The sequence below is a fragment of the Pseudomonas sp. CAU 1711 genome, from assembly GCF_039888625.1.
Lineage (GTDB): Bacteria > Pseudomonadota > Gammaproteobacteria > Pseudomonadales > Pseudomonadaceae > Aquipseudomonas.
Map to the genome: position 1 here is coordinate 14,072 of NZ_JBDQQT010000022.1, position 19,754 is coordinate 33,825.

Below are 19,754 nucleotides of genomic sequence, written 5' to 3' on the forward strand. Positions count from 1 at the left end.
GTAGGCTGGGTAGAGCGCAGCGAAACCCAGCGCAATCTTGGGCGCCCGCGCTGGGTTTCGGCGCAAGGCGCCTCTACCCAGCCTACGTGGCTAGCAAGCCGAGCGAGGGCAGTGGCTGTCGGCTCCCTCTCCCCCGGCCCCTCTCCCAAAGGGAGAGGGGTGGGCCCCATCAGTGCTGGAGGATCTTGTTGAGGAACTGCTGGGCCCGTTCGGAGCGCGCGTTGATATCGCCGAAGAACTCGTCCTTGGCGCAGTCCTCGACGATCTGCCCGCGGTCCATGAAGATCACCCGGTCGGCGACCTTGCGCGCGAAGCCCATCTCGTGGGTCACGCACATCATGGTCATGCCCTCGTTGGCCAGCTGCACCATGACGTCGAGCACCTCGTTGACCATCTCCGGGTCGAGCGCCGAGGTCGGCTCGTCGAACAGCATCACCACCGGGTCCATGGCCAGCGCGCGGGCGATGGCCACGCGCTGCTGCTGGCCGCCGGAGAGCTGGCCGGGATGCTTGTGCGCATGATCCTTGAGGCCGACCCGTTCGAGCAGCGCCAGGCCCTTCTCGCTGGCCTCGGCCTTGCTGCGGCCGAGCACCTTGACCTGGGCGATGGTCAGGTTCTCGGTGATCGACAGGTGCGGGAACAGCTCGAAGTGCTGGAACACCATGCCGACCCGCGAGCGCAGTTTGGGCAGGTTGGTGTCCTTGGCGGCGATGGAGGTGCCGTCGACCACGATGTCGCCCTGCTGGATCGGCTCCAGGGCGTTGACGCACTTGATCAGGGTCGACTTGCCCGAGCCGGACGGGCCGCACACCACCACCACTTCGCCCTTCTTCACTTCGGTGCTGCACTGGCTCAGCACCTGGAAGTCGCCATACCACTTGTTCACGTTCTGGATGGAAATCATACGGCTAGCCTCTGTTGCAGGCGCTTGACCGCGCGCGAGGCGGCGAAGCTGAAGGTGAAGTAGACCAGGCCGGCGAAGATCAGGAACTCGTGCGGCTGGCCGAGGATGTCGCCGCGCGAGCGGGCGGAGTTGAGGAAGTCCATCAGGCCGACGGTGTACACCAGCGAGGTGTCCTGGAACAGGATGATGCTCTGCTGCAGCAGCAGCGGGGTCATCTTGCGGAACGCCTGCGGCAGGATGATCAGACGCATGCTCTGCGCATGGGTCATGCCCAGCGCGGAGGCGGCGCCCATCTGGCCCTTGGGAATGGCCTGGATGCCGGCGCGGACGATCTCGCAGAAGTAGGCCGCCTCGAACATCACGAAGGCCACCAGGCAGGAGGCGAAGGCGCCCACCGGGGTGTCCTCGCCGGTGATCCAGCGCAGGATGAAGGGCACCGCGAAGTAGAACCAGGTGATCACCAGCAGCAGCGGGATGGAGCGGAAGTAGTTGACGTAGGTGGCCGCGGCCTTGGCCAGGGCGCGCTTGTGCGACAGCCGCGCCAGGGCCAGCAGGGTGCCCAGGGCCACGCCGCCGAGCACGCCGAGGACCATCAGCTGCAGGGTCATCAGCATGCCCTGCCACAGGCCCGGCAGGGCCGGGACGATTGCAGAGAAGTCCATCATTTGCCTCCCACGGCGATCAGGCCGGGCACTGCGACCTTCTTCTCCACCAGGCGCATCAGCAGCATCAGGCTCATGTTCAGGGTGAAGTAGATCAGCGTGGCCAGGGTGAAGGCCTCGAACAGGTTGGCGCTGAACTCGGCGGTCTGCTTGGTCTGCGCCAGCAGCTCCATGAGGCCGATCAGCGAGGCCACCGAGGAGTTCTTGAAGATGTTGAGGAACTCGCTGGTCAGCGGCGGGATGATGATGCGGAAGGCCTGCGGCAGCAGGACGTCGCGGTAGATCTGCGGCAGGCGAAAGCCCAGCGCGTAGCCGGCGGCCAGCTGGCCCCTGGGCAGCGCCTGGATGCCGGTGCGCACCTGCTCGCAGACGCGCGCCGCGGTGAACAGGCCGAGGCACAGCACCACGCTGATAAAGGCCGAGGTGGCGGGGTTGAGGTCCTGCTTGAACCACAGCTCCAGCGGCTCGGGCAGCAGGTCCGGCACCAGGAAGTACCAGAGGAACAGCTGCACCAGCAGCGGCACGTTGCGGAACAGCTCGACATAGCCCGTGGCGATGCCGCTGATCCAGCGGTTCGGCACGGTGCGCATGACGCCGAGCAGCGAGCCCAGCGCCAGGGCGATCAGCCAGCCGCACAGGGCGATGGCGAGGGTCCAGCCCAGGCCGGTGACGAACCAGTCCAGGTAGATCTCGCTGCCGATGCCGGTGGACTTGAAGAACACGCCCCAGTCCCAGTTGTAATTCATCTTGGCTACTCACGATCAGGGCGGACAGGAGCTGGGGCCGACACGGTCCCCCGTCGCGGGTGGCGACGGTGCTCCTGTCCAAATTGCAGAGGTGAGGCGGCGCCGCTCTCATGAAGCAGAGCCGTGGCGACAGGCCGGTTGGCTTTTACCCCCTCTCCCGTTTACGGGAGAGGGCTGGGGAGAGGGTGTATTGCCGCCCCTCTCCCCCGGCCCCTCTCCCACAAGTGGGAGAGGGGAGCGTCCGGCCGACGCCGGGCGCGCTTAGAGCTGCTCGGCGGCCTTGTCGGTCGGATTGGCGACCAGTTGCTTAAGCTCGTCGCTCATCGGGAAGTTGAGGTTCAGGCCCTTGGGCGGGATGGGCTGGAGGAACCACTTGTCGTAGATGGCGCTGACTTCGCCGGACTTGAAGGTGGCGACCAGGGCCTCGTCGACCACTTTCTTGAACGCCGGATCACCCTTGCGCACCATGCAGCCGTAGATCTCGAAGGATTGCGGGGTGCCGACCACGGCCCAGTCGTCCGGCTTCTTGGCCTTGGCCATTTCGCCGTAGAGCAGGGCGTCGTCCATCATGAAGGCCACCGCGCGGCCGGACTCCAGCATCAGGAAGGACTCGCCGTGGTCCTTGGCCGAGATGATGTTCATGCCCATCTGCTGCTCGGCGTTCATCGCCTTGAGCAGGCGCTCGGAGGTGGTGCCGGCGGTGGTCACCACGTTCTTGCCCTTGAGATCGGCGAAGTCATTGATGCCCGAGGTCTTCTTGGTCAGCAGGCGGGTGCCCACCTCGAAGATGCCCACGGAGAAGTCGACCTGCTGCTGGCGCTCGACGTTGTTGGTGGTGGAGCCGCACTCCAGGTCCACGGTGCCGTTCTGCACCAGCGGGATGCGGGTCTGCGAGGTCACCAGGTTGTAGCGCACCTTGAGCTCGGGCATGCCCAGCTCCCGCTTGATCGCCTCGACCGCCTTCAGCTGCAGATCGTGGGAGTAGCCCTCTGGCTGCTGCGGATCGCTGCCGAAGTAGGAGAAGGGAATGGAGGCGTCGCGGTGGCCGAGGACGATGGTGCCGCTGTCCTTGATCTTCTTCAGGGTGCCGGTCAGTTCCTCGGCCAGGGCCGCAGTGCTGCACAGGCCGGCGACCAGGGCCAGGCCGATGGCGCGGGAAAGGATGCTCTTGGTCATGCTGGTTCTCGCTGTTGTTGTTGTCGGGCGACCGATGACCGCGGCGGCCATCGTAGCGAGAAGGACTAGAGCAGGGACTGTGCCAGTACCGCATCAATGACATAAGCCATTGAAATTTAAAGATTTGTTTATTCATGCCAGGCGCCAATTCGGGCGCCGCCGTTCGGCTCGGCGAACGCCCTCGCCCGCGCCGTTCGGAAAACCGAATGCGTGGCGCCGCCTCAGCCGCCGTCGCGGAAGCGGTTCCACACCTCGTCGCGGGAGCTCTTCAGCTTGTCCGGCAGCGGCATCAGGGCGAACAGCCGGCGCTTGGTGTCGCGGTCCGGATACAGGCCGGGCTGGTCGCGCAGGGCCGGGTCGAGGAACTCGCGGGCGTCGGCGTTGGCGCTGGGGTAGAGCACCTCGGCGGTGATCAGCGCCGCCACCTCGGGGCGCAGCAGGTAGTCGATGAACCGGTGCGCCAGGTCGGCGCGCCGGGCGCTGGCCGGGATCACCAGGTTGTCGATGAACAGCGAGGAGCCCTCCTCCGGCACCACGAAGCGCACCGGCTGCCCGGCATCGTTGGCCGCCAGGGCGTCGCCGACCCAGGCCAGGGCCACGCACAACTCGCCCTTGTTGAGATCCTCGATGTAGCGCTCGCTGTCCACGTAGCGCAGATGGGGGCGCAGCCCCTGCAGCGTCTCGCCGGCCTTGCGGATGCGTCCGGGCGAGCTGTTGGCCAGGCTGCGGCCCTGATAGTTGAGCAGGCCGTAGAGCATCTCGTCCGGCGCATCCAGCACGCTGATGCCGCAGGCGGCCAGCCTGGCGCTCTGCGCCGGGTCGAACAGCAGGCTCCAGCTGGCCGGCAGCGGCCCGCCGAAGGCGGCCTCGGCCTGCGGCACGTTGATCGCCAGGCCCACGGCGCCCCACAGGTAGGGCACCGCGTAGCGGTTGCGCGGGTCGACCGCGGCCAGCTTGCTGAGCAGCTGCTTGTCCAGGTGCTTGCGCCCCGGCAGCAGGGCCAGGTCCAGCGCCTGCAGCTTGCCGGCGGCGATCAGCGCCGGCAGCTCGTCGTGCGAGGGCACGGCCACGTCGATGCTCTCGCCGCTGTCCAGGGCGCGATCCAGTTCCTCGTCTGTGCTGAAGGTGCGGTACTCCACGGCGATGCCGGTGGCCTTGGTGAAGTCCTCCAGCACCTGCGGCGCGATGTAGTCGTTCCAGTTGTACACCCGGATGCTGTCGGCGGCGGCGACCAGGCCCGGAGCGAGGGCCAACAGCAGTGGAGCGAGAATACGGGACATGACGACCTCCTGGGTGAGCATGGGCAAGGCTTCGCCACCGCACGCAGGCGCGCTGGCAGCCAGGGAAGTGTTGGTGCCGGATAAAACGACGCCGGCACTGGGCCGGCGTCGGGTGTTGCGTCAAACGGTATGCAGGTACCAGTTGTATTCGAGATCGGAGATGGTGGTCTCGAATTCCTGCAGCTCGGCTTCCTTGCAGGCGACGAAGATGTCGATGTAGTCCGGGCTGATGTACTTGTTCAGCACCTCGCTGTCGTCCAGTTCGCGCAGGGCGTCGCGCAGGTTGTTCGGCAGGCTCGGTTCCAGCTGCTCGTAGGCGTTGCCCTCGATCGGCTCGCCCGGCTCGATCTGCTGGGTCAGGCCGTGGTGCACGCCGGCGAGAATGGCCGCCATCATCAGGTAGGGGTTGGCGTCGGCGCCGGCCACGCGGTGCTCGATGCGCACGGCGTCCGGGCTGCCGGTGGGGACGCGCACGGCCACGGTGCGGTTGTCCAGCGCCCAGCTCGGCGCGTTCGGCACATAGAAGTTGGCGCCGAAGCGGCGGTAGGAGTTGACGTTGGGGCAGAGGAAGGCCATCGAGGCCGGCAGGGTCTCCAGCACACCGCCGACCGCATGGCGCAGCGCGGCGTTCTGCTGGGGATCCTCACTGGCGAAGATGTTCTTGCCGGTCTTCTTGTCGAGCAGCGAGATGTGCACATGCAGACCGTTGCCGGCCTGGCCCGGATAGGGCTTGGCCATGAAGGTGCTGTCCATCTCGTGGTCGTAGGCGATGTTCTTGATCAGGCGCTTGAGCAGCAGGGCATAGTCGCAGGCCTTGATCGCGTCCTCGACGTGATGCAGGTTGACTTCGAACTGCGCCGGGGCGCTCTCCTTGACGATGGCGTCGGCCGGAATGCCCTGTTCCTTGGCGGCTTCGAGCATGTCCTGCAGGCAGTCGACATATTCGTCGAGGTCGTCGATCAGATACACCTGGGTCGACTGCGGGCGCTTGCCGGAGATCGGCGAGCGTGGCGGCTGCGGCCGGCCATTCACGTTCTCCTGGTCGATCAGGTAGAACTCCAGCTCGAAGGCGGCGCAGATCTTCAGGCCCATGTCGTCGAACTTCTGCACCACCTGGCGCAGCACTTCGCGCGGGTCGGCGAAGAACGGCTGGCCGTCCAGTTCGTGCATGGTCATCAGCAGCTGGGCGGTGGGGCGCTTCTGCCAGGGTTCGTAGCACAGGGTGTTGGGGATGGGAAAGCAGATGCGGTCGGCGTCGCCGATATCCAGGCCGAGGCCGGTGCTCTCGACGGTGGCGCCATTGATGTCGAGGGCGAACAGCGAGGCCGGCAGGTTGATGCCTTTCTCATAGACCTTGTGCAGACTGTTGCGCTCGATGCGCTTGCCGCGCACGACGCCATTCATATCTGCAATCAGAAGGTCAACGAACTGGACCTCGGGATGTTCCTTGAGGAACGCGTTCGCTTCGTTGAGCTGAACGGCACGCGGGGGTACCGACATGATGCAACACCTTTATTGTTAAAAATTTCAATCATGCAAGCGCATGGCTGTGAGTCAATCTCAAACACCCAGGGCTGTCAATAGTCCTGCATTCTGCCCTAAAACTGGGCGCGACGGCCAGTTGCAGGGCATTTCCGGGTTTCCGGACCGCCCGGTCAGCCTAGGCGTACCTGGTGTTCGCCGTACTGTGTTTGATTTTTTACAACCCTATTGTGTAAAAAATTGAACAAGGCTAATCTCGGCCTCAACCTAACAACAGCAATAAAACAGGTGTCCCATGTCGCGCCTGCCGATCATCGGCGTCACCGCCTGCACCAAGCAGGTGGGCCTGCATCCCAACCATATCGTCGGCGACAAGTATGTCCGCGCCGTCGCGGTGGGGGCCGGGGGCCTGCCCCTGGTGATTCCGGCCCTGGGCGAGCTGATCGATCAGGACACCCTGCTGGCCAGCATCGACGGCCTGCTGTTCACCGGCTCGCCGTCCAACGTCGAGCCCCATCATTATAGTGGCCCGGCCAGCGCGGCGGGCACGCTGCACGACAGTGCCCGCGACGCCACCACCCTGCCGCTGATCCGCAAGGCCATCGCCGCCGGCATTCCCGTGCTGGGCATCTGCCGCGGCTTCCAGGAAATCAACGTGGCCTTCGGCGGCAGCCTGCACCAGCGCGTGCAGGAAGTGGCCGGCATGCTGGACCACCGCGAGCCGGCCGACGAGCCGGTCGAGATTCAATATGCCACCCGCCACGCCGTGAGCGTGCAGCCGGGCGGCGTGCTCGCCGGCCTCGGCTTGCCGAGCGAGATTCCAGTCAATTCCATTCATGGCCAGGGCGTTCAGCGTCTGGCGCCGGGCCTTCGCGTAGAAGCACTGGCGCCTGACGGGTTGATCGAAGCCTTCTCCGTCGAGGGTGCGCCGAGCTTCGCGCTCGGGGTGCAGTGGCACCCGGAGTGGCAGGTACGATCCAACCCGAATTATCTCGCCATCTTCCAGGCCTTTGGTGAGGCATGCAGGAAGAAGGCGGGGCAACGCTGAGTAGGTGAGCACCCGGCGAGCGGCGAAACCCCAGAGGTTCGCTAGGCTCTAACCGGTCCGCAGTAGCCGCTCTATAACCCTGAGGTCTTTATGACTAGCAAGCTCGACCAGCTCACCGGCTGGCTGAAAGAACGCAAAATCACCGAAGTTGAATGCTTGATCAGCGATCTTACCGGCATCGCCCGCGGCAAGATCTCGCCGACCAATAAGTTCCTCGACGAGAAGGGCATGCGCCTCCCCGAGAGCGTGCTGCTGCAGACCGTGACCGGCGACTACGTCGAGGACGACATCTATTACGAGCTGCTCGACGAGGCGGACATCGACATGTTCTGCCGTCCGGACGAAAACGCCGTGTTCCTCGTGCCCTGGGCCATCGAGCCGACCGCGATGGTGATCCACGACACCTTCGACAAGCAGGGCAACCCCATCGAGCTGTCGCCGCGCAACGTCCTCAAGAAAGTGCTCAAGCTCTACGCCGACAAGGGCTGGAAGCCGATCGTCGCGCCCGAGATGGAGTTCTACCTGACCAAGCGCAACAGCGACCCGGACTTCCCGCTGGAGGCGCCGATGGGCCGCTCCGGCCGCCCGGAAGTCGGCCGCCAGAGCTTCTCCATCGACGCCGCCAACGAGTTCGACCCGCTGTTCGAGGACGTCTACGACTGGTGCGAGATGCAGGACCTGGATCTCGACACACTGATCCACGAAGACGGCCCGGCGCAGATGGAGATCAACTTCCGTCACGGCGACGCCCTGCATCTGGCCGACCAGATCACCGTGTTCAAGCGCACCATGCGCGAGGCCGCGCTCAAGCACGACGTGGCGGCGACCTTCATGGCCAAGCCGATCACCGATCAGCCGGGCAGCGCCATGCACATCCACCAGAGCGTGGTCGACATCGAGACCGGCAGGAACCTGTTCTCCAACGCCGATGGCAGCATGAGCGAGCTGTTCATGCACCACATCGGCGGCCTGCAGAAGTACATCCCCGAGGTGCTGCCGCTGTTCGCGCCGAACGTCAACTCGTTCCGCCGCTTCCTGCCGGACACCTCGGCGCCGGTCAACGTCGAGTGGGGCGAGGAGAACCGCACCGTCGGCCTGCGCGTGCCGGAAGCCGGCCCGCAGAACCGCCGGGTGGAGAACCGCCTGGCCGGCGCCGACGCCAACCCCTATCTGGTGCTGGCTGCCTCGCTGCTGTGCGGCTACATCGGCATGGTCGAGGGCCTCAACCCCAGCGCGCCGGTCAAGGGCCGCGGCTACGAGCGCCGTAACCTGCGCCTGCCGGTGACCATCGAAAGCGCGCTGGAGCGCATGGAAGCCTGCAAGGACGCCGAGAAGTACCTGGGCGAGAAGTTCGTGCGCGGCTATGTCGCGGTCAAGCGCGCCGAGCACGAGAACTTCAAGCGGGTGATCAGCTCCTGGGAGCGCGAGTTCCTCCTGCTATCGGTGTGATACGGAGCGGGCGCCCCGGCGCCCGCTGCCGAGAATTTCAGCGGGGCGCCGCCGGCGCCCCGAGCAATAAAGGTGTTGTTATGACCAGCAATGTGACCAACCCGAAAACCCGCGAATGGCAGGCCATGAGCCGTGAGCACCATCTCGCGCCGTTCAGCGACTACCAGCAGCTGCACGAGAAGGGCCCGCGCATCATCACCAAGGCGGACGGTGTGTATCTCTGGGATAGCGAAGGCCACAAGATCCTCGATGGCATGGCCGGCCTGTGGTGCGTGGCCGTCGGCTACGGCCGCGAGGAGCTGGTGCAGGCGGCGGCGACGCAGATGCGCGAGCTGCCGTTCTACAACACCTTCTTCCAGACCGCCCACCCGCCGGTGCTGGAGTTCGCCAAGGCCATCGCCGAAGTCGCGCCGGCCGGCATGAACCATGTGTTCTTCACCGGCTCCGGCTCGGAAGGCAACGACACCATGCTGCGCCTGGTGCGCCACTACTGGGCGAGCAAAGGCCAGCCGCAGAAGAAGGTGATCATCAGCCGCCACAACGGCTACCACGGCTCCACCGTGGCCGGCGCCAGCCTCGGCGGCATGAAGTACATGCACGAACAGGGCGATCTGCCGATTCCGGGCATAGTGCACATCCCGCAGCCCTACTGGTTCGCCGAGGGCGGCGACATGAGCCCGGAAGAGTTCGGCATCTGGGCCGCCGACCAGCTGGAGAAGAAGATCCTCGAAGTCGGCGAGGACAACGTCGCCGCCTTCATCGCCGAACCTATCCAGGGCGCCGGCGGCGTGATCATCCCGCCGGACAGCTACTGGCCGCGCATCCGCGAGATCCTCGCCAAGTACGACATCCTGTTCGTCGCCGACGAGGTGATCAGCGGTTTCGGCCGCACCGGCGAGTGGTTCGCCAGCGAGTACTACGGCAACAAGCCGGACCTGATCACCATCGCCAAGGGCATGACCAGCGGCTACGTGCCCATGGGCGGCCTGATCGTCAGCGACAAGGTGTACCAGGTGATCAATGCCGCCGGCGACTTCAACCACGGTTTCACCTACTCCGGCCATCCGGTGGCGGCCGCCGTGGGCCTGGAAAACCTGCGCATCCTGCGCGACGAGAGCATCATCGAGCGGGTGAAGGCGGAAACGGCACCCTATTTGCAGGAACGCCTGCGTGAGCTGGCGGATCATCCGCTGGTGGGCGAGGTACGCGGCGTGGGCATGCTCGGCGCCATCGAGCTGGCGAAGAACAAGCAGACCCGCGAGCGTTTCCCGAGCGAGATGGGTGTCGGCATGATCTGCCGCGGCCACTGCTTCGACAATGGCCTGATCATGCGCGCCGTGGGCGACACCATGATCATCGCCCCGCCCCTGGTGATCAGCAAAAACGAGATCGACGAACTGCTGGAAAAGGCGCGCAAGTGCCTCGATCTGACCGCCCGCGCGGTGCTGGTGTAAGGCTTGAGCCTCGGGCTCGACCTTGCCAGACTGCATGAGCGTTGGCCAGGCTCACCGGAGGGTGCGTCGCTCAGGCGACGCAACCTTTGGATACTACAATCGACAATGGAGCTAACCGCATGATCAAGACCTTCGGTAAGACCCTGCTCGCCATGACCCTGGCGAGCACCGTGGCCGGCGTGGCGCAGGCCGAGGAAAAGGTGCTGCACGTCTACAACTGGTCGGACTACATCGCCCCGGATACCGTCGAGAAGTTCACCAAGGAAACCGGCATCAAGGTCGTCTACGACGTCTTCGACTCCAACGAGACCCTGGAAGCCAAGCTCCTGGCCGGCAAGTCCGGTTACGATCTGGTCGTGCCCTCCAACAACTTCCTGGCCAAGCAGATCAAGGCCGGCGTCTACCAGCCGCTGGACAAGTCCAAGCTACCGAACTGGAAGAACCTCGACGGCAACCTGCTGAAGACCGTCGAAGTCTCCGATCCGGGCAACCAGTACGCCTTCCCCTACATGTGGGGCTCCATCGGCATCGGCTACAACCCGGAGAAGGTCAAGGCCGTGCTGGGCGAGAACGCCCCGGTCGACTCCTGGGATCTGCTGTTCAAGCCGGAGAACATCGAGAAGCTGAAGTCCTGTGGCGTGTCCTTCCTCGACTCGCCGACCGAGATCCTGCCGATCGCCCTGCACTACCTGGGCCACAGCCCGGTCAGCCAGGACAGCAAGGAACTCAAGGCCGCCGAGCAGCTGTTCCTCACGATCCGTCCGCACATCACCTACTTCCACAGCTCCAAGTACATCTCCGACCTGGCCAACGGCAACCTGTGCGTGGCGGTCGGCTACTCGGGCGACGTGTACCAGGCCAAGTCCCGCGCCGAAGAAGCCGGCGCCGGCGTGAGCGTGGCCTACAAGATTCCCAAGGAAGGTGCCGGTACCTTCTTCGACATGATCGCCATGCCGAAGGACGCCGCCAACCCGGAAGCGGCCTACGCCTTCATGAACTTCCTGATGAAGCCGAAGATCATGGCCGAGATCACCAACTTCGTGCAGTTCCCCAACGGCAACGCCGCCGCCACCGCACTGGTTGACGAGGCCATCCGCAACGACCCGGGTATCTACCCGAGCGAGACCACCATGGCCAAGCTGTACGCCTTCCCGGATCTGCCGGCCAAGGTGCAGCGCGCCATGACCCGTAGCTGGACCACCATCAAGTCCGGCAAGTAACAGACAACAGCGACACCCTCCGGCGGGTGCTCCCGCCGGAGCCCGCCAGGAGGCCCCATGACCTCAATCGATCACCGTCATACACGAGCCCCACACAGCTCCGTGGGCAGGCGGCTGGGCGATCGGCGTGGGCGTCAGGGATAGGCAGATAGATTCACCTCCAACTCCGGGCCGCGGTTTTTGGCCTGCCAGATCAACAAGAAAGAGGACCGACGTGTGCGAACTTCCTTCCGCAAAACCCTGATCACCGCTGCAGTCGTGATGGGCATGGCAGGGGCCGCTCAGGCCGCACCGACCGTGCATATCTACAACTGGAGTGACTACATCGGCGAAACCACCCTCGAGGACTTCGAGAAGGCCACCGGCATCAAGCCGAGCTACGACGTCTTCGACTCCAACGAAACCCTGGAAGGCAAACTGCTGGCCGGCCGTACCGGCTACGACCTGGTGGTGCCGTCCAACCATTTCCTCGGCAAGCAGATCAAGGCCGGCGCCTTCCAGAAGCTGGACCGCTCCCTGCTGCCCAACTGGAAGAACCTCGACCCGGCGCTGCTCAAGCAGCTGGAGACCAACGACCCGGGCAACCTCTATGCCGTTCCCTACCTGTGGGGCACCAACGGCATCGGCTACAACGTCGAGAAGGTCAAGGCCGCGCTGGGCATCGACGAGGTCGACTCCTGGGCGGTGATGTTCGAACCGGAGAACCTGAAGAAGCTGAGCAGCTGCGGCGTGGCCTTCATGGACTCGCCGGACGAAATGTTCCCCTCGATCCTCAACTACCTGGGCCTCGATCCGCGCAGCAAACAGCCGGACGACTACAAGAAGGCCGAAGCCAAGCTGATGGAGCTGCGTCCCTACGTGACCTACTTCCATTCCTCCAAGTACATCGCCGACCTGGCCAACGGCAACATCTGCGTCGCCTTCGGCTACTCCGGCGACGTGTTCCAGGCCGCCGCGCGCGCCGAAGAGGCAGGCAAGGGCATCGAGATCGCCTACAGCATTCCCAAGGAAGGCGCCAACCTGTGGTTCGACCTGATGGCCATCCCGGCCGACGCCCCGAACCCCAAGGAAGCCCATGCCTTCATGAACTACGTGCTGGATCCGGCGGTAATAGCGCCGATCAGCGACTATGTCGGCTACGCCAACCCCAACCCGGCCTCCGACAAGCTGATGGATCAGGAGGTGCGTAATGACCCCTCCATCTACCCAAGCGCGGAAGTCATGAGCAAACTCTACATCTCGACGGAGTTGCCGCCGAAGATCATGCGCCAGATGACTCGCAGTTGGACCAAAATCAAGTCGGGCAAGTAAGCACTCACTGAAGCACACCGTACGGCGGGCCGGGCCCGCCGTACGGACCCGCCGCGTCACATGCGGCAGATCATGTTCGGGTCCACGACCCAGTTTTCCCGGGAGTTTTGGAAATGGCTGTCGCCTCCAGCGCCTACAAGAAAGCCCTCGAGGGCAACCAGCAACCCAAGGAGGTGCTGGTCAAGATCGATCGCGTGACCAAGAAGTTCGACGAGACCGTCGCCGTCGACGACGTCTCGCTGACCATCAACAAGGGCGAGATCTTCGCCCTGCTCGGCGGCTCCGGCTCGGGCAAGTCGACCCTGCTGCGCATGCTCGCCGGCTTCGAAAGGCCGACCTCCGGGCGCATCCTGCTGGACGGCGAGGACATCACCGACATGCCGCCCTACGAGCGGCCGATCAACATGATGTTCCAGTCCTACGCCCTGTTCCCGCACATGACCGTGGCGCAGAACATCGCCTTCGGCCTCAAGCAGGACCGGCTGCCGCAGGCCGAGATCGACGAGCGCGTGGCCGAGATGCTCAAGCTGGTGCACATGACCCAGTACGCCAAGCGCAAGCCGCACCAGCTGTCCGGCGGCCAGCGCCAGCGCGTGGCCCTGGCCCGCTCGCTGGCCAAGCGGCCCAAGCTGCTGCTGCTCGACGAGCCGATGGGCGCGCTGGACAAGAAGCTGCGCTCGCAGATGCAGCTGGAACTGGTGGAGATCATCGAGCGCGTCGGCGTGACCTGCGTGATGGTGACCCACGACCAGGAAGAGGCCATGACCATGGCCCAGCGCATCTCCATCATGCATCTCGGCTGGATCGCCCAGACCGGCAGCCCGGTGGACATCTACGAGACCCCGGCCAGCCGCCTGGTCTGCGAGTTCATCGGCAGCGTCAACCTGTTCGACGGCGAGATCACCACCGACGAGACCGACCACGCCATCATCACCTGCCCGCAGCTGGACAAGCCGATCTACATCGGCCACGGCGTCACCACCCGCGCCGAGGACAAGCGGGTCAGCTACGCCCTGCGTCCGGAGAAGCTGCTGATGGCCAGCGAGCTGCCGGCCGACCACGAGCACGCCAACTACAACTGGTGCAACGGCACCGTGCACGACATCGCCTACCTCGGCGGCCACTCGGTGTACTATGTCAAGCTGACCTCCGGGCAGATCGTGCAGTGCTTCATCGCCAACGCCGAGCGCCGCGGCAAGCGCCCGACCTGGGACGACGCCGTGGTGGTGTACTGGGAAGACGACAGCGGCGTGGTACTGCAATCATGAGCAAACTGATGCGCTATCTGCCCAAGGGGCGGCATGCGGTGATCGGCGTGCCCTTCTTCTGGCTGTTCCTGTTCTTCCTGCTGCCGTTCTTCATCGTCCTGAAGATCAGCTTCGCCGAAGCCGACGTGGCCATCCCGCCCTACACCGAGATCTACAGCTGGGCCGACAACCAGCTGCAGATCATGCTGAACTTGGGCAACTACATCTTCCTCTCCGAGGACGAACTGTACCTGGCGGCCTACCTCGGCTCGCTGAAGATGGCCTTCGTCAGCACCCTGCTGTGCCTGCTGATCGGCTACCCGATGGCCTACGCCATCGCCCGCGCCAGCAAGGAAGCGCAGACCGTGTTCCTGCTGCTGATCATGATGCCGACCTGGACCGCGATCCTGATCCGCGTCTACGCCTGGATGGGTATCCTCAGCAACAACGGCCTGCTCAACGGCTTCCTGCAGAGCATCGGGGTGATCGACGCGCCGCTGCAGATCCTCAACACCAACCTGGCGGTGTACATCGGCATCGTCTATTCGTACCTGCCGTTCATGGTCCTGCCGCTCTACGCCAACCTGGTCAAGCACGACATGAGCCTGCTGGAAGCCGCCTCGGACCTGGGCTCGAGCAACTTCAACAACTTCTGGAAGATCACCGTGCCGCTGTCGAAGAACGGCATCATCGCCGGCAGCATGCTGGTGTTCATCCCGGTGGTGGGCGAGTTCGTCATCCCCGAACTGCTCGGCGGCCCGGAGACCCTGATGATCGGCAAGGTGCTGTGGCAGGAGTTCTTCAACAACCGCGACTGGCCGGTGGCCTCCGCCCTGGCGGTGATCATGCTGCTGATCCTGATGGGGCCGATCATCTGGTTCAACCGCAACCAAGCTAAGGAAATGGAGGGCCGCGCATGAAAAAGCTCAGCTTCTCCACAGTCATGCTGTGGGTCGGACTGCTGTTCATCTACCTGCCCATGGTCATCATGGTCATCTACTCCTTCAACGCCTCCAAGCTGGTCACCGTGTGGGGCGGCTGGTCGATCAAGTGGTACGTCGGCCTGCTCGACAACAGCCAGCTGATGGGCTCGGTGATGCGCTCGCTGGAGGTGGCCTGCTACACCGCCATCGCCGCCGTGGCGCTGGGCACCCTGGCCGCCTTCGTGCTGACCCGGGTCACCCGCTTCAAGGGCCGCACCCTGTTCGGCGGCCTGGTCACCGCGCCGCTGGTGATGCCGGAAGTGATCACCGGTCTGTCGCTGCTGCTGCTGTTCGTGGCCATGGCCCAGCTGATCGGCTGGCCGGCCGAGCGCGGCCTGCTGACCATCTGGATCGCCCACACCACCTTCTGCTCGGCCTACGTGGCGGTGGTGGTGTCGGCGCGCCTGCGCGAGCTGGACCTGTCCATCGAGGAAGCGGCCATGGACCTGGGCGCCAAGCCGTGGAAGGTGTTCTTCCTGATCACCATCCCGATGATCGCGCCCTCGCTGGCGGCCGGCGGCATGATGTCCTTCGCCCTGTCGCTGGACGACCTGGTACTGGCCAGCTTCGTCTCCGGCCCGGGCTCCACCACCCTGCCGATGGAAGTCTTCTCCGCCGTGCGCCTGGGCGTAAAGCCGGAGATCAACGCGGTGGCCAGCCTGATCCTGCTGACCGTGTCGATCTTCACCTTCTTCGCCTGGTACTTCGCCCGCCGCGCCGAGGAGCGCCGCAAGCGCGCCATCCAGCAGGCGATGGAGTCGATGGCCGAGGAGGTCACCGGCAACAACTGGAAACCGGCCCAGGCGGCCTGATTCCGGCGCAACAGGACAGGGGACACCTGCGGGTGTAATGCTGTTCACTTAAGAAAACGCCGCGATTTCTTTACAGAGTCGCGGCGTTTTTCTGGCTTGGCCAGCAGCGATGTCGCGGTGCCTTGAGAGCGCTCCCCTCTCCCGCCGGGAGAGGGGCTGGGGGTGAGGGACTATCGCCTACTCGTTGCCTGGCCCTCATCCGCCCGCGGCCCGCCCAGCCCCCTCCCAGAGGGAGAACAACAGCCGCGGTGCCGACTCAATCAAAGTTCGGCCGAGCGCAATGCCGCTAAGTGCACAGCATTACACCTGCGGGTGGCCTTTTTCGCTGCCCGAGAAAATGTGAAACGCATCACCTTTTGCCGGGTAAGGCAAGGAAAGCGCTTGCCCGTCGCGCGCGTTGTATAAAAAATGTGCACCCGTTTTGATGTCGGAATGCCAGTAATGGCCAAGGACTGGTCGCATGCGTTTGCAGTTGTTCGCCCCCGTTTTTGTTGGTTTCTCCCTGTTCTGCTCCTACTCGCTGGCCCAGCAGCCCCTGCCCGGTGAGCGCGACCTGATTCGCGATCGCCAGCAACGCCTGCTCGACGAACAGCACAAGCGCCTGCAGGAGCTGCAGCAACTGCCCGGCCAGCAGCAGGAACAGCCGGTGGCCCCCGGCGCAGACGAGCGCTGCTTCGAGATCGCGACCATCCGCCTGCAAGGTGCCAGCCTGCTCTCGACGGCCGAACAGCGCGAGCTGCTCGAACCCTTCGTCAATCGTTGCCTGGGCAGCGGCCAGCTCAACGAGCTGCTCAAGGCCATCACTCAGCACTACATCGAGCGCGGCTATGTCACCTCGCGGGCCTACCTGCCGCAGCAGGACCTGAGCGATGGCGAGCTGGACGTGCTGGTGGTCGAAGGGCGCCTGGAGGGTCTGGATAGCTCCGCCATCGCCAGCGAGCGCGAACTGGCCATGAGCTTTCCCGGCAGGGTCGGCGAGCGCCTCAATCTGCGCGAGTTGGAACAGCTGGTGGACCAGCTCAACCGTCTGCCCTCGCGCCCCGCGCAGCTGGAGCTGTTGCCCGGCGCGGAGGTCGGCGGCAGCCGCGTGCAGCTCAAGGGCGAGCCGAGCAAGCCCTGGCGGGTCTCGCTCAGTCGGCACAACGACGGCGACATCAGCACCGGCGAGCAGCAGTGGGGTCTGGGCCTGGACTGGGACAGCCCGCTCGGCCTGGCCGACCAGCTCAGCCTGCGCGGCGGCCTGGACGCAGTCAGCGACGAGTTCCGCCACTCCGACAGCCAGAGCCTCTCCTACAGCCTGCCTTACGGCTGGTGGACCTTCAGCTACAGCTATAGCCAGAGCTACTACCGTAACCAGACCGAGGGCGCCGGCTTCGTCTTCGAGATGGATGGCGAGAGCCGCACCCATGCGCTACGCGCCGAGCGCCTGCTGCACCGCGACGCCCTGAGCAAGACCAGCATCAACACCGGCATCAGCCACCTGCGCACGCGCAACTACCTGGACAACGCGCTGCTCGATGTCTCCAGCCAGCGCCTGTCCGAGGCCCAGCTCGGCTTCAACCACGGCCGCCGCATCGGCAGCGCCTTCGTCAACGCCGATATCGGCTGGCAGCACGGCATCGGCGCCCTGGACGCGCAGCGCGAAGGCGACCCGCGCCACGGCCAGCCGGTGGCGCGCTACAACAAGTACAGCCTGACCCTCAGCTACCTGCAGCCGTTTCAGCTGTGGGGCGAGTCCTTCAGCTTCGACAGCCTGGCCAACGGCCAATGGAGCGAGGATGTGCTGTACAGCCCGCAGCGCATCAGCATCGGCGGCCTGGCCTCGGTGCGCGGCTTCAAGGAGCAGTCGCTGGCCGGCGACAGCGGCGGCTACTGGCGCAACCAACTGCGCTGGACGCGCCCCGTCACCTGGGCCCCGCTGCAACCCTATCTGCAGCAATACGGCGTCGCCTTCGCCTACGACCTCGGCGTCATCCATGGCGAGCGCTACAACCCGGAGCTGCGCGGACGCATGTCCGGCAATGCCTTCGAGTTCAGCGCCCGCGGCCAGCACCTGGCCGCCAGCCTGACCCTGGCCCGCTCGCTGGAACGCCCGGACGTGATCGAGCGCCGCGAGCACCCGCTGTACTTCCGTATCGACCTGTTCTTCTAACGATTCCAGCTATCTCAAGGAGAGATGCATGCACGCCAAAGCAACGAGAAACCTGTTGGTCGCGGCCGCCCTGCTGGGGCTGGCGGGCTGCGCCACCGAAACCTCCACCGCCCTGCCGGTACAACAGGTGGAGAGCGTCAACCGGCCCTACAGCGGCGTGCGCGCGCCCATCGCCGTGGGCAAGTTCGACAACCGCTCCAGCTACATGCGCGGCATCTTCTCCGACGGCGTCGACCGCCTCGGCGGTCAGGCCAAGACCATCCTCATCACCCACCTGCAGCAGACCAACCGCTTCAACGTGCTGGACCGCGACAACATGAGCGAGATCCAGCAGGAGGCGGCCATCAAGGGGCAGGCCCAGCGCCTCAAGGGCGCCGATTTCGTGGTGACCGGCGATGTCACCGAGTTCGGCCGCAAGGAAGTCGGTGACCAGCAGCTGTTCGGCATCCTCGGCCGCGGCAAAACGCAGGTGGCCTACGCGAAGGTCGCGCTGAACATCGTCAACATCGCCACCTCGGAAGTCGTCTACTCCAGCCAGGGCGCCGGCGAGTATGCCCTGTCCAACCGCGAGATCATCGGCTTCGGCGGCACCGCCAGCTACGACTCGACCCTGAACGGCAAGGTTCTCGACCTGGCCATGCGCGAGGCCGTGAACAAGCTGGTGAACGCCATCGAGAGCGGCGCCTGGAAGCCGCAAGCCCAGTAAGAGCCATCGACCTAGCAAGGGAGCAGTAGTTGTGATGGAGAAGTCGTTCAAAGCGTGGCGTCTCGCCGCGAGCGGAGCTCTGGCGTGCCTGGCGCTGGCCGGCTGCACGGGGCCCAAGACCCTGTACCAGTGGGAGGGCTACCAGCCGCAGGTCTACCAGTACTTCAAGGGCGAGTCCCCGGAGGCGCAGGTGGAGGCGCTGGAGGCCGGCCTGCAGAAGATCAAGGCCAGAAACGGCAGCGTGCCGCCCGGCTACCACGCACAGCTGGGCCTGCTCTACTCCGGCCTGGGCAAGGATGACCAGATGGTGCAGCAGTTCCAGACCGAGAAGGCCCTGTTCCCCGAGTCGGCCACCTACATGGACTTCCTGCTGAACAACGCCAAGCAAGGAGACGCGCAATGACCGGCCGCATGCTCAGACTGGCGGGCGCCCTGCTCGCCCTGGCCATGGCCAGCGGCTGCGCGCCGATCAAGACCGTGGACTACTCGGCGTTCAAGCAGGCCAGCCCGCGCTCGATCCTGGTGCTGCCGCCGCTCAACGAGTCGCCGGACGTCAAGGCCACCTACAGCCTGCTGTCCCATGTGACCTACCCCCTGGCCGAGGCGGGCTACTACGTGCTGCCGGTCGCCCTGGTGGACGAGACCTTCCGCCAGAACGGCCTGACCGCGCCGGGCGATATCCACCAGCTGCCGCCGGCCAAGCTGCGCGAGATCTTCGGCGCCGATGCCGCCCTGTACGTCACCGTGAAGGAGTACGGCACCCGCTACATGCTGATCAGCAGCGCCACCATAGTCACCGCCAGCGCCACCTTGGTGGACCTCAAGACCGGCACCTCGCTGTGGACCGGCACGGCCTCGGCGTCGAGCGAGGAAGGCAACAACAACAGCGGCGGCGGCCTGGTGGGCATGCTGGTCACCGCCGCGGTGAAGCAGATCCTCAGCAGCACCATGGACGATGCCGGCTATCCCATCGCCGGCATCGCCAGCCAGCGCCTGCTCGCGCCGGGCAAGCCGGCCGGCCTGCTGCATGGTCCGCGCTCGCCCCTGTACGGGACCGACTAGGCCCCAGATCGAGGGAGCCGGCCCGGCTTCCTCGAAGTAAAAGCACCGTTCCACCGATCC

General features: G+C 65.1%; 18 protein-coding genes. 12 read left to right on the forward strand and 6 right to left on the reverse strand.

All coding sequences use genetic code 11. From position 1 onward, the window contains the following. Nucleotides 1-169: 169 nt before the first annotated feature. From AAFN46_RS19750 to AAFN46_RS19775, 6 genes are all read right to left on the reverse strand, one after another. Nucleotides 170-904, reverse strand: a complete 735-nt coding sequence (locus AAFN46_RS19750; RefSeq protein WP_347810406.1) for an amino acid ABC transporter ATP-binding protein — start codon at nt 902-904, stop codon at nt 170-172. Next, a complete protein-coding gene (locus AAFN46_RS19755; protein ID WP_347810407.1) occupies nt 901-1,569 on the reverse strand; it encodes an ABC transporter permease subunit in 669 nt (222 codons plus the stop codon). The genes AAFN46_RS19750 and AAFN46_RS19755 overlap by 4 nt, the downstream gene beginning before the upstream one ends. Next, the gene (locus tag AAFN46_RS19760; RefSeq protein ID WP_347810408.1) at nt 1,566-2,312 is read right to left on the reverse strand and encodes an amino acid ABC transporter permease; all 747 of its coding nucleotides are present in this window, start codon (nt 2,310-2,312) and stop codon (nt 1,566-1,568) included. Before AAFN46_RS19760 ends, AAFN46_RS19755 begins: the two co-directional genes overlap by 4 nt. Nucleotides 2,313-2,573: 261 nt before the next feature. Next, on the reverse strand, nt 2,574-3,488 hold the full coding sequence (locus AAFN46_RS19765; protein ID WP_347810409.1) for a glutamate/aspartate ABC transporter substrate-binding protein: 915 nt from the start codon (nt 3,486-3,488) through the stop codon (nt 2,574-2,576). A 221-nt stretch (nt 3,489-3,709) separates the two neighbouring features. Beyond that, entirely contained in the window at nt 3,710-4,768 is a 1,059-nt protein-coding gene (locus tag AAFN46_RS19770; RefSeq protein ID WP_347810410.1) for an extracellular solute-binding protein, read from the reverse strand. Between the two features lie 120 nt (nt 4,769-4,888). Beyond that, complete coding sequence (locus AAFN46_RS19775) at nt 4,889-6,268, reverse strand: glutamine synthetase family protein (protein ID WP_347810411.1); 1,380 nt, start codon at nt 6,266-6,268, stop codon at nt 4,889-4,891. A 277-nt stretch (nt 6,269-6,545) separates the two neighbouring features. On the opposite strand from AAFN46_RS19775, the gene AAFN46_RS19780 reads away from it, so the two are divergent. The 12 genes from AAFN46_RS19780 to AAFN46_RS19835 all read left to right on the forward strand — a co-directional run bounded on the left by AAFN46_RS19780 (nt 6,546) and on the right by AAFN46_RS19835 (nt 19,694). Further along, complete coding sequence (locus AAFN46_RS19780; RefSeq protein WP_347810412.1) at nt 6,546-7,298, forward strand: gamma-glutamyl-gamma-aminobutyrate hydrolase family protein; 753 nt, start codon at nt 6,546-6,548, stop codon at nt 7,296-7,298. A 90-nt stretch (nt 7,299-7,388) separates the two neighbouring features. After that, the gene (locus AAFN46_RS19785) at nt 7,389-8,747 is read left to right on the forward strand and encodes a glutamine synthetase family protein (RefSeq protein ID WP_347810413.1); all 1,359 of its coding nucleotides are present in this window, start codon (nt 7,389-7,391) and stop codon (nt 8,745-8,747) included. 80 nt (nt 8,748-8,827) lie between these two features. Then, complete coding sequence (locus AAFN46_RS19790; protein WP_347810414.1) at nt 8,828-10,201, forward strand: aspartate aminotransferase family protein; 1,374 nt, start codon at nt 8,828-8,830, stop codon at nt 10,199-10,201. A gap of 119 nt (nt 10,202-10,320) precedes the next feature. Then, entirely contained in the window at nt 10,321-11,421 is a 1,101-nt protein-coding gene (locus AAFN46_RS19795) for a polyamine ABC transporter substrate-binding protein (RefSeq protein ID WP_347810415.1), read from the forward strand. 261 nt (nt 11,422-11,682) lie between these two features. Beyond that, the gene (locus AAFN46_RS19800) at nt 11,683-12,732 is read left to right on the forward strand and encodes a polyamine ABC transporter substrate-binding protein (protein WP_347810424.1); all 1,050 of its coding nucleotides are present in this window, start codon (nt 11,683-11,685) and stop codon (nt 12,730-12,732) included. 113 nt (nt 12,733-12,845) lie between these two features. Further along, nucleotides 12,846-14,000: a polyamine ABC transporter ATP-binding protein gene (gene potA / locus AAFN46_RS19805; protein WP_347810416.1), complete on the forward strand. Its 1,155-nt coding sequence runs from the start codon at nt 12,846-12,848 to the stop codon at nt 13,998-14,000. Nucleotides 14,001-14,017: 17 nt separating this feature from the next. After that, nucleotides 14,018-14,899, forward strand: a complete 882-nt coding sequence (locus AAFN46_RS19810; protein ID WP_347810425.1) for an ABC transporter permease subunit — start codon at nt 14,018-14,020, stop codon at nt 14,897-14,899. Beyond that, nucleotides 14,896-15,774, forward strand: coding sequence for an ABC transporter permease subunit (locus AAFN46_RS19815; protein ID WP_347810417.1), 879 nt, complete (start codon nt 14,896-14,898; stop codon nt 15,772-15,774). Before AAFN46_RS19810 ends, AAFN46_RS19815 begins: the two co-directional genes overlap by 4 nt. Nucleotides 15,775-16,234: 460 nt before the next feature. After that, on the forward strand, nt 16,235-17,926 hold the full coding sequence (locus tag AAFN46_RS19820; protein ID WP_347810418.1) for a ShlB/FhaC/HecB family hemolysin secretion/activation protein: 1,692 nt from the start codon (nt 16,235-16,237) through the stop codon (nt 17,924-17,926). Between the two features lie 28 nt (nt 17,927-17,954). Beyond that, on the forward strand, nt 17,955-18,632 hold the full coding sequence (locus AAFN46_RS19825; protein ID WP_347810419.1) for a CsgG/HfaB family protein: 678 nt from the start codon (nt 17,955-17,957) through the stop codon (nt 18,630-18,632). A 34-nt stretch (nt 18,633-18,666) separates the two neighbouring features. Further along, nucleotides 18,667-19,035 (forward strand): DUF4810 domain-containing protein, encoded by a 369-nt coding sequence (locus AAFN46_RS19830; RefSeq protein ID WP_347810420.1) that lies wholly within the window; start codon nt 18,667-18,669, stop codon nt 19,033-19,035. Beyond that, nucleotides 19,032-19,694, forward strand: a complete 663-nt coding sequence (locus AAFN46_RS19835; protein ID WP_347810421.1) for a DUF799 domain-containing protein — start codon at nt 19,032-19,034, stop codon at nt 19,692-19,694. The genes AAFN46_RS19830 and AAFN46_RS19835 overlap by 4 nt, the downstream gene beginning before the upstream one ends. The last annotated feature ends 60 nt before the right edge of the window (nt 19,695-19,754 follow it).